The sequence below is a fragment of the Sphingomonas sp. 2378 genome (assembly GCF_038084995.1).
In the GTDB taxonomy this organism is placed as follows: Bacteria; Pseudomonadota; Alphaproteobacteria; order Sphingomonadales; family Sphingomonadaceae; genus Sphingomonas.
In genome coordinates this window covers 1-7972 of sequence record NZ_JAXCMJ010000073.1, presented here as the reverse complement: position 1 = coordinate 7972, position 7972 = coordinate 1, and the positions used below count along the sequence as shown (strand labels likewise).

At 67.0% G+C, this 7972-nt stretch carries 6 protein-coding genes; 2 read left to right on the top strand and 4 right to left on the bottom strand.

Going from position 1 to position 7972, the window contains the following annotated elements; all coding sequences use genetic code 11:
- Positions 1-447, top strand: a 447-nt coding sequence (locus tag SM191_RS18850) for a DUF4142 domain-containing protein (protein ID WP_341507552.1), incomplete at its 5' end; no start/stop codon positions are given.
- 133 nt (positions 448-580) lie between these two features.
- On the opposite strand, the gene lldD is transcribed toward SM191_RS18850, so the two are convergent.
- From lldD to SM191_RS18830, 4 genes are all read right to left on the bottom strand, one after another.
- The gene (lldD, locus tag SM191_RS18845; RefSeq protein WP_341507551.1) at positions 581-1720 is read right to left on the bottom strand and encodes an FMN-dependent L-lactate dehydrogenase LldD; all 1140 of its coding nucleotides are present in this window, start codon (positions 1718-1720) and stop codon (positions 581-583) included.
- 709 nt (positions 1721-2429) lie between these two features.
- On the bottom strand, positions 2430-3884 hold the full coding sequence (locus SM191_RS18840) for a TolC family protein (RefSeq protein WP_341507550.1): 1455 nt from the start codon (positions 3882-3884) through the stop codon (positions 2430-2432).
- Complete coding sequence (locus SM191_RS18835; protein ID WP_341507549.1) at positions 3881-4966, bottom strand: efflux RND transporter periplasmic adaptor subunit; 1086 nt, start codon at positions 4964-4966, stop codon at positions 3881-3883. The genes SM191_RS18840 and SM191_RS18835 overlap by 4 nt, the downstream gene beginning before the upstream one ends.
- Positions 4950-6635 (bottom strand): ABC transporter ATP-binding protein, encoded by a 1686-nt coding sequence (locus tag SM191_RS18830; RefSeq protein ID WP_341507548.1) that lies wholly within the window; start codon positions 6633-6635, stop codon positions 4950-4952. The genes SM191_RS18835 and SM191_RS18830 overlap by 17 nt, the downstream gene beginning before the upstream one ends.
- 163 nt (positions 6636-6798) lie before the next feature.
- Here SM191_RS18830 and SM191_RS18825 point away from each other — a divergent pair, with 163 nt between their 5' ends.
- Positions 6799-7704, top strand: coding sequence for a LysR family transcriptional regulator (locus SM191_RS18825; RefSeq protein ID WP_341507547.1), 906 nt, complete (start codon positions 6799-6801; stop codon positions 7702-7704).
- The last annotated feature ends 268 nt before the right edge of the window (positions 7705-7972 follow it).

The window sequence follows — 7972 nt, the reverse complement described above, 5'->3', positions numbered from 1 at the left end:
CCGCCCCCTCCCCCCGCCGCCGCCAAGGCGCAGGCCGCCGCCTATGTGAAAGCCGCCGGGATGAGCGATCTCTACGAGATCACGTCGAGCCGGATCGCGCTGCAAAAGTCGAAGAACGAGGACGTGCGGCGATTCGCCCAGATGATGATCGACCATCATATGCAGACGACCGCCGCGACGGTCCGTGCCGCCAAGCAGGACGGCCTGTCCCCCACGCCGCCCAAGCTGGGTGGCGCAGAAGCGTCGATCGGCGAATTGCGCCGCGCTTCCGCCGCGGATTTCGACCGGCTGTATATCGGCCAGCAACTGCCCGCGCATCAGGCCGCGCTCGACCTGCATCAGAGCTTCGCGACGAACGGCGACAACCCCGCGCTGAAGACCAGCGCCCAGAGCGCGGTGCCGATCGTGCAGCAGCATATCCAGATGCTCGAGCAGATGCCGCGCTGACCCTACTTCACTCCTCCCCAGGCCACGCTTGGGGAGGGGATCGCCGCGAAGCGGTGGTGGAGGGGCATTCCCACCAGCGGGGGCACCCCTCCGTCAGACCTTCGGTCTGCCACCTCCTCTTGCAGGGGAGGATTTACACCTCGCTCGCCAGCCCCATGCGGTCGATCTCCGCGATCGATCGCACGCCGGTCAGGGTCATCGCCACGCGCATCTCCGCATCGATCAGGCGCAGCAGGTTGGCGACCCCGGCCTCTCCATCGGCGGCGAGCGCATAGATGAACGCGCGACCCAGCATCACCGCGTCCGCGCCCAGCGCCAGCATCCGCACCACGTCCAGCCCCGAGCGGACACCCGAGTCGGCCAGCACCTTCAACTCGCCCTTCACCGCATCGGCGATGGCGGGCAAGGCACGGGCGCTGGAGCGGACGCCGTCCAATTGCCGCCCGCCATGGTTGGACACGACAATCCCGTCCGCGCCGAACCGCACCGCGTCGCGCGCATCCTGCGGGTCCAGAATGCCCTTGATGACGATCGCGCCCTTCCAGAAATCACGAATCCATTCCAGATCGCGCCAGGCGATCGACGGATCGAAATTGGCCCCCAGCCAGCCGATATAATCGGCCAGCGCGGTCGGCGCGCCGCGATAGGCGGAGATATTGCCCAGATCATGCGGCCGCCCGCGAAGCCCCACGTCCCACGCCCAGCGCGGATGGGTGACGGCCTGCACCATCCGGCGGAACGCGGCGTTCGGCCCCGACATGCCCGAATGCGCGTCGCGATAGCGCGCGCCCGGCACCGGCATGTCGACGGTGAAGACCAGGGTCGTCACCCCCGCCGCCTGCGCCCGCTCCAGCGCGTCGCGCATGAAGCCCCGGTCGCGCAGCACATAGAGCTGAAACCAGATCGGCGCGGAGGACGCCGCCTGAACCTCCTGAATCGCACAGACCGAGACGGTCGACAGAATGAAGGGCACCCCCTTCACCGCCGCCGCCCGCGCCGCCTGCACTTCGCCACGCCTGGCATACATGCCCGCCAGCCCGACCGGCGCGAGGATGACCGGCATCGCCATGCGGGTGCCGAACAACTCGGTGTCCAGCGACAGGTCGGCGACGTTGCGGAGCACCCGCTGCCGGAGTTCGATGGCCGCCAGATCCGCGACATTGTGGCGCAGCGTATGCTCGGCATTCGCGCCCCCATCCAGATAATGGAACAGGAAGGGCGGCAAGCGCCGCCGCGCGGCTTCCCGATAATCGGAGGGGGCGGAAATAATCATCGGACGAAGGGTTCCAAATTCTTCCAGCTGGAGGCTGAGCGACGGGGCACGCGCCTGTCCGTACAACGCCCTATCCCGTGATACAAAGGGGGGCGAACGGCCTGGAGGATCGCCATCGGGCACCCCGGACCACATCCGCGCCACCCGAGCCTATCGCGGGCACGTCAAAGCCCAGCCAATCAGACCCCGAGCGAGAGATTCGGCAAGAGGCCGAACCAATGTTTTGGGTGACTCACCGGCAACAGCGGCCCGCCCTTGGCTTAGCTCCAAATTTGCCGGGAACGGCAAGGCAGGAATTGGGAGGGCCAAACTCCCTGGGCCGAGCGCCTGCGGGAACTACTCGTCGCCCGACTCTCGAGCAGCCTCTGAGTATGTATTGCCGCAAACCGCACACCCATAATTGTCATCGGTTCGATCATATCGGCAATCGCGCTCGAGCTTCAGCTTGCTACGTTCCCCATCTTCGACCCAGCAATTCGGACAACAGCCATGCGGTACCCCTTCCCGGGCGCGATTGAGGCCGGCTCGTAACTCCTCTTCCCGCTCAATCGGATGAGCGAGACGACGCACGAGAAGGGCCCGGCGGGTCGCCAAATCGTCAAGGGCCAACTCGTAGTCGAATTGCAGAGTGGCTCGCGCATCCTCAAGAAAAGTCGTCATTGGCACAGCCTATAAGGGCAGAAAAAATTCAGGAGAGCGATTTTAGCGCTCAATCCAGGCCCAGCGCGGTGCGGTCGGCGGTGGCGGCGGCGAGTTCGGCGCGGGCGGCGGCGATCCGGGCCTGGGCGTCGATCAGGCGCACCCGTGCGTCGTTGGCCGTCTCCTCGCGCTGGTTGACCAGGAAGAAGTCGCTCGACCCCAGTTCGAACCGCCGCCGTTCGGCCGCCGCGAGCCGCTCGGCCAGTTGCCGTTCGTGCTCCGCGATCGTCGCCAGCTTTTCCGCCGCATCGACACCGATCGTGATCCCTTCCACCTCGACCGTGATCTGGTCGCGCAGGAAGCGGCTGCGCGCCGCCAGCGCGTCCATCTCCGCCTGGGCCTCGACGATCCGGCCCTTGGCCGCCCGGTTCTGGAGCGGCAGGGAAAAGCGGAAACCGACCGCCGCCTCCAACGGGGTGCGTGACGCACCGCCCAGCCCGACCGGGCCGACATCCTTGCCCATCTCACCACGCAGGTCGAGCCGGGGGCGCAGGTCGTTCTGCGCCAGCGCCAGCCGCGCCGATCCCTGGTCGATCCGCGCGAGCAGCATCTGCAGGTCGGGCCGTCGACGCGCGAAATCGTCGCGTACCGCCGCCGCGACGCCCGTCAGCGCACCGGCATCCGGCGGCAGGCGCTCGGGGCCGACCATGATCGGATCCCCGTTCATGTCGCGGAAATAGAGGGACAGGGCATTGGCCGCCGCCTGGAAGTCTCCTTCGGCGCGCACCACCAGGGCGCGGCGGCGAACGAGATTCTGGTCGTTCTCGGCAAGCAGGATATCGGGCCGCGCCCCGAGTTGGACCTGCCGCGCCAGGCCGCCGCGCCGACTTTCCGACAATTGGAGAAGATCGCGATAGGCACGCAGGCGCAGGCCCGCGGCGACCCAGTTCTGATAGGCATCGATCGCGCGGCGCTGCACGCCGATGGCGACCGCCTCGCGCTCGAACCGGGCGATGTCGATATCGCCCGCCGCCAGGGTCCGGCGGGTCCGCCGTTCGTCGACCAGACGGTCGCGCAACAGCGAATAGAGCGCGCCGACCTTCAATTCGCCGAGGCGGTTGGTGTAGTTCTCGTCCTCATAGACCGGAAAGCCACCACGACTGACGCGGTAACCGCCATAGACATAGCCACCATTGTCGCCCAGCGGTCGGGTGGCGCGCGCCGACGCCACCGTTCCGTCATAATAGCCGAGCGTCCGCGAGCGTCCCTCTGCCTCGAACACGGTGTCGAACGCCCCGCTGGCGGTGAGCGCCCGGCCTTCGGCACCGCGAATCTTGGCCAGCGCCTCGACGATCTGCGGCGCGGCGCGCGCGGAGGAGCGCAGCACGTCGTCCAGGGTCAGCGGCGCCGTTTCGGTGCGTACCGGTGCGGGTGCCGGATTGGCCTGAATACGCTGCCCCGTCGCGGGGGCCGCCAGAAGGGGAACGGCGATCAGGGCGGGGAGGAGCAGGCGCGACCGGATCATTTCGGCTTGCCCGCCTTCGCCGCGATCTTCTTGTCGTCGTCCTTGGCCCCGCCCTTCGCCGTATCGCCGTCGATCGGCTTCTGGTCGAATTCCAGCGGGAAGTCGTTGAGTTGGCGCCATAGTTCATAGCCGACGGTCACGGTTTCGCCCTGGACCCATCCATGGACCTTGCCGCCCAGCCGAACGAAGCGGCGGTCCGGCCAGGCGGGCTTGCCGGGCATCGGCTCGACCAGGATGCGGAACAGGCCCTGCATATTGGCATTCGGATCGATCGTGCGGATGCGACCGTCGAAAAAGCCATAGGCGACCGATGGCCAGCCGCTGAACTGGATCGCGGGCCAGCCCTCGAACTCCAGCCGGACCGGGCCGCCGGGGCGAAGCAGCGGCACGTCGCGCCCGTCGATCAGCAATTCGACCGCGCGCTGGACCTGTTCCGGCGCCACGACCGCCAGCAGCGTACCCGCCGACACCAGCGCACCGCCCGCCGCGGCGTTGAGATTCTGGATGCGGCCGTCACGCGGCGCGCGGACGAGCTGCGCCGACTGGCGGTTGAGCTGGACATCGATGCGGTTCAGCTTGGCGCGCGATTCCGCCAGCTTGGCGCCTGAATCGGCGACCTTGATCTGCGCCTGCTCGAAATCGCGCCGCGAGGCCAAACCCTCGGAATAAAGTTGCCGGGTCCGATTGACGTCGAGTTGCGCGACCGATTGCGACTGGCGGACCGATGCGATCTCGGCCTCGACCTGCGCGCGCTCGGCGGCCAGGCGGGACAGCAGATTGGGATCGAGATCGACGATCCGGGCGATCGGGTCGCCGCGCCGCACATGCTGGCCGTCATGGACATACCATTGCTCGACCCGGCCGGGCACCAGTGCGGTCACGTCCTGCGCCCGGTCCTGCGGATCGAGCGAGACGACCTGCCCCCGCCCTTGCGCGGTTTGCAGCCAGGGGACGAAGAACAGGACGAAGATCGCCGCCGCGATGCCGACCGTCACGATCCAGGCGATCGCCACCGTGACGCGGGGCGGGCGCAGCGAGGCGAGCGTGCGAAAATGCGCAAGCTGTTCAGGCGGATGCGACATCGTTGCCCTCCCGCTGACAGGCGGCCTGGAGATCGGCGAGGTGGGCGAAGCGGCGCTGCTCGGTCATCCCCAGATAGAGATAGCCGTCCAGTTCCACATCTTCCGGGCGACCGGTACACAGCAGCACGGTGGTGCCGCGCGCTTTCAGAACGCGCAGCGCCGCGAGCAGTCGCTGGGGCGGCAACAGGTCGTAAAGTTGGCCGAGCAGCAGCAATTTGGGCCCCACCAGCAAGGCATTGGCGAGTTTCAACGCCATCGTCTCCCCGACGCTGAGCGGATAGCCGGTCGAGCCGAGCGGGGTATCCAGCCCTTGCGGCAGGCTGGCGAGGCGGCGTTCCAGCCCGACCGTCGCCAGCGCCTGCATCGCCGCCTCCGCCATCTCGCCCGAGGCCAGGCGGAGATATTCGCGGATCGTGACCTCGACGATCGTCGAACGGTCGAGCACCGTGACGTCCGAGCGGAGATGATACATGTCGAACGATCCCAGATCGCCACCACCGATCCGGATCAGCCCGCGATCCGGCAGGGCGTGCCGCTTCAACAGCATGGCCAGACGGCGTTCGGCCCCCGGCTCGGCCACGGTGACCAGTTGCTCCCCGGCGGTCAGGGCCAGATCGTATCGGGCCGCGTCCAACGCCACATCGGTCAGCTTGACCGACCCGTCGCGCGGGCCATTGTCGCCACGCACATTCGGCTCCTGCGGAATGGCGAAGAGCAGCGACAATTCTTCCGAACTGGCGGCGAGGTCGTAGAAGGTGTCGAGATACCAGCCGAGTTGCGAGATGCCATAGAAGACGCCCGACAGGATCAGCTCGGCGGCGACCAGCTGCCCCAGCGACAACTGACCACGCAGGATCAACATGCCGCCGAGCAGCAACAGCCCCGCGCTGGCAAAGGCATAGATCAGCAGGAACGCGACCGTCTGCGCGAACTGGTAGCGGAAATAGCGGCGATGCGTGGCAACATAGCCGGCGGTCATCGCCTCCGACCGGTCCATGGCGAAATCCAGGTGACGCAGCGACTTGTAGAAGCCGTTCGACCCGCCGACGCTTTCCAACCAGCGGGCGGCATTGTGCTTGGCATGGCTCAGCGCCACGGCCCCGCTGATCGCACCGCGCCGCCACAGCAGCCAGACGAGCAGGACCGCGCTGACCAGTACCGCGTTGAAGGCCAGGAAGACGGGGTGATAGAAGCTGGTGATCGTCAATCCGATCGCCGCCTGCAACATGATGGTGAAGGCGCCGATGATGAGGCTGGGAACCGCCTTCTGGACGACCACCAGATCGAAATAGCGGTTGAACAGATCGCCGCGATTGCCATCGGCGAAGAAGGGATCCTGTGCGTGCACCGCGCGCAGCGTGACCTCCGCGACGACGCGAGAGAACAACCGGCGCTCGAACGCCGCCATGATCCATACCCGCAACGCGCTCAGCCCGGCGACCATCAGGAGCAGCAGGAGAAGCACGCCCGACAGCGCCCATAAAGGTGCGGGCATCGCGGTATTGGCGACGCTGTTGATCAGCAACTGGACCGAGATCGGCGTCGCCAGCGCCAGCAGGCTGATCGCGACGGTATAGACGATGCCGAGCCGGATATAGGCCGCATCCGGCCCGATGATCTGCGACAGCCAGCCTATCGCATCGCGAAATCCCAATCGTTCTGCCGCCAAGACGATCCCCTTTGCCGCACCCCGGTCACCCCGGATCACCACCGTGCGCCCTGCCGAATGACGAGCGATTATTGATCCATGTGATGAAGGTGTAACGAAGTATCATCCGTTCGGCCAATCGCTTTTGGGGTGCCCCGGCTATAGGGTGGGACTATAGGACGATATGCCCACGCTGCGTCAGCTCGAATATCTCGTCACGATCGCGGACACCGGCTCCTTTGCGCTGGCCGCGCGCGTCGCGCGGGTCTCGCAGCCGACGCTCAGCCAGCAGGTCCGCGCGCTGGAGGAGCGGCTGGGCACCCGATTGCTCGAACGCAGCGCGGCGGGGGCCGTGCTGACGCCGGTCGGCCGCAGTATCGTGGCAATGGCGCGGCGGATGCTGAGCGATGCGCGGGACATCGTCGCGCTGGCGGCGGGGGCCTCCGACAGCCTGACCGGCACCTTGCGGCTGGGCACCACGCCGACGCTGGGCCCCTATCTGCTGTCGCCGATCATCGCCGAACTGCATCGCATGGCACCGCATCTGCGCCTTCATGTGCGAGAGGGCATTCCGGACGAACAGCTGCTGGAACTGACGCGCGGCGATATCGACGTGCTGCTGGGGCCGTTGCCGATGGCGGGCGACGACCTGACCGTCGAGCCCCTGTTCCGCGAGCCGCTACACCTCGTCGCCGCGCTCGACCATGCGATCGATGCGGATGGCGAAACGACGCGGGAGCGGCTGAGCGGCAGCCCGCTGCTGACGCTCGACCCCCGCCACCATCTGGCGCGACAGGCGGCGGAGGTCGCGGACCGTTACGGCATGACGATCGCGCCGGACTATTATGGCACCAGCCTTGAAAGCCTGCACCAGATGGTTGCGACCGGGCTGGGGCTCACCCTGCTGCCCAGCCTCTATCTGCGGTCGGAGGTGGGCGGCGCGGCGGGCCTGACGGTCCTGCGCGTCGAGGGCTGGCGCACCTATCGATCGATCGCCATCGCGTGGCGTCGCCATTCTCCGATGAGCCCGGCGTTCAAACTGATCGCCGACCATGTGCAGACCTGCGCGCGCCGGTTACTGGCGACGTAACGCGGAGGTGGTGCCGCCCGGTTTGCAAGGGGTTCGGCGGATATCTCGACACCAACCGCCTCACAGAGCCCGCAAGACCGGCCGTGGTTGCGATGTGATGTCGGGTGAGACTCTGGCGTCCTATGCCACATACTGTTCCCCGCTTCGCAAACGAAGGGGAGTGGCACATGTAAGCGTCCGCTCATTACCGTAGATGGGATCAACCGGAACGAAGGCCTCACATTTGGCTGTCGATCAGCGCATCCCGCGCGCGGCGTTGCATGCGACT

Excerpts from the sequence above, each read along its gene's own strand:
- SM191_RS18825 (WP_341507547.1), top strand. The coding sequence starts at position 6,799 with ATGCCCACGCTGCGTCAGCTCGAATATCTCGTCACGATCGCGGACACC.
- lldD (WP_341507551.1), bottom strand. The coding sequence starts at position 1,720 with ATGATTATTTCCGCCCCCTCCGATTATCGGGAAGCCGCGCGGCGGCGC.
- SM191_RS18835 (WP_341507549.1), bottom strand. The coding sequence starts at position 4,966 with ATGTCGCATCCGCCTGAACAGCTTGCGCATTTTCGCACGCTCGCCTCG.
- SM191_RS18840 (WP_341507550.1), bottom strand. The coding sequence starts at position 3,884 with ATGATCCGGTCGCGCCTGCTCCTCCCCGCCCTGATCGCCGTTCCCCTT.